This window comes from Microvirga sp. P5_D2 (assembly GCF_054049475.1).
Genome location: NZ_JBFUMH010000344.1, coordinates 1 through 1,963, shown reverse-complemented (window position 1 = coordinate 1,963; position 1,963 = coordinate 1). Strand labels below are relative to the sequence as shown.

The window sequence follows — 1,963 nt, the reverse complement described above, 5'->3', positions numbered from 1 at the left end:
AAACCCGAGCTATGATGGAGGCATGCTATGAAGCTGTCTCTCGCGATTGCACTCTTCTTTGCAGCCACGATCAGCGTGGAAGCCGCTCCTCAGGCGAAGTCGAAGAAGAAAGCCGAACCCAACAAGAACGTCCAGATGGTCACTGTCGCCGGCGAGTGTACCAAGCTGGTTCATGCAGGACTTGTGATCGAGGGCTGCAAGAACCTTCTGGTGAACATGAACTACAGCACTGGGGTGAGTTCGTACTGGTTTATGACCGAGAGCACCATCCTGTCATTTGTCGGCGATGGCTCCCAGCGGATCGAACAAGGCTCCGAGATTGTGGTCCAAGCCATCGAGAAGGTCATTCTGGCGGCGACGACGACTGCCGCCAACGAAGACGAAGGCAAGGAGGATGCCGCGATAGGCTTCTGCCGCTTGGGCGACCCGAACCTCAAGGGCGCGACGCTTGAGTGCGTAGCCCACACTCGAGCGGGCCGCTACGAGGGCGCCTTTGCAACCGATGGAAGTCCGCCAAAGCTCGAAGCATTCCCAGTYGCGGACTGACTGTCGTCTGTTCCAGCTCCTGCTGAGATGGCAAGGGCTCGGGCAGTGGTCCTTGCCATCGCGGCTATCCAAGCTGCGCAACAACGCCTCCTCTCCTTATGGGCGCCTTCGTGCCGGTCGGAACGGCGTAAGAYCGTCTATCGCGGAGGTCTTCAGCCTGCTAAGAGGCGGARCCGCCGTCTTTGGYTTGGCTCATCCGAAAGGAGAGAGGAGGCACGAGGGCGCTGGTGGACTACTTTCCAGACCGCTCGCACCAGAGTGCCCATGGGCAGKTTGAGGAGCACAGGAGCAGCCTTAAAGGCTCCGGTCACCGAGCGTCTGATCTCTCCAAACGTTTTGGTCGGGGTGTTCTGCAGGGAAGGCACTTGCAGCCCCACGGCCTGATGAACGTTTCAAAGTAGTCCTTGCCGTAACTGTAGGTAATCTCCTCCCCCGGTTTGATGCGTCGCGTCGCYATRATGCGAATSCGYCCGCGRGAGACCACGGCTTTAGTGTTCGGACGGCAAGAGTGATTGATATACCGGGCTGTGTTCCAGCGCGGCGAACCGTCAATGGTCCAGCGGCTATTGACCTCAAATAGGTATCTGGCGTTCGGGCGGCGTTGCACTTCCTCATTTGTGATTTTGGGGCCAACATACTCGATTATAAACTTGCCCTTTTCAATAACGTCTGTCGCAAACAGGCCAAGGCCCGTTGCTGACCGACCGACACGGTAAGGGTTTTCTGACACGCTATTTGCCATAAAGATGATAAGGCTCCCTCGTTGGAGTGCATGGTGYCGGCTCTTCCAGCACCCCGCTGCTWATTATGTCCGCMTGCYCAACTTCGGGAAGAGGTACTCCTCGCTAAGCTCATCCGTTGCCGAAATTAGGCAAGAAGGCTCGCTATCCACTTCATGAAGCTCGTGCCCCTCTTGCACGTAGCCCCCAGACATGGAAACGGCAAAGTGCCTATGATTTCGTAGGCGGGCGATCTCATTCAATGCCGCTGAAGGCTATTCGCCTGTCTGACGCAAGTAGCGCGTGCATTGACTGATGGCGCAMTTGGTGAGCCAACATACAATAAGCCCGCCTCTCAAGACTTCTTGTCAAAACTTTCGTTATGCGAGATGTTATATTGCTTAGATGGCCGTCTTTCAGTCCGCCTGCCGTAAACTTGGCGAGCTTGTCCAGACAGCGAAAATCGGCCAAGCCTACAAGGACGTATGCTGGCATAAAACGTCGTGCGACCCAGACCTACCCAGCCTCGATCGCCCCGACCTCACGCCCCTTGCGGCCCTCTGCGATGGAAACACGGACCGCTTGTCCTTCTGTCACAGCACCAAGTCCCGCCCGCTCGACAACTGAGATGTGCAGGAACAGGTCTTTGCTCTCACCCTCAACAGAGACGAACCCGTACCCTTTTGCGGGATCGAACC

Annotated in this window: 3 protein-coding genes; 1 reads left to right on the top strand and 2 read right to left on the bottom strand. The window is 56.7% G+C overall.

What is annotated here, in order from left to right; all coding sequences use genetic code 11:
• Positions 1–27 precede the first annotated feature (27 nt).
• Positions 28–546, top strand: coding sequence for a hypothetical protein (locus ACXJKO_RS31500; RefSeq protein ID WP_457094933.1), 519 nt, complete (start codon positions 28–30; stop codon positions 544–546).
• Positions 547–853: 307 nt separating this feature from the next.
• On the opposite strand, the gene ACXJKO_RS31495 is transcribed toward ACXJKO_RS31500, so the two are convergent.
• Both ACXJKO_RS31495 and ACXJKO_RS31490 read right to left on the bottom strand, forming a co-directional pair.
• Complete coding sequence (locus ACXJKO_RS31495) at positions 854–1,288, bottom strand: SET domain-containing protein (RefSeq protein WP_457094932.1); 435 nt, start codon at positions 1,286–1,288, stop codon at positions 854–856.
• Between the two features lie 493 nt (positions 1,289–1,781).
• Positions 1,782–1,963: cold-shock protein (locus tag ACXJKO_RS31490; RefSeq protein WP_457094931.1), on the bottom strand; the 182-nt coding region annotated here is incomplete at its 5' end.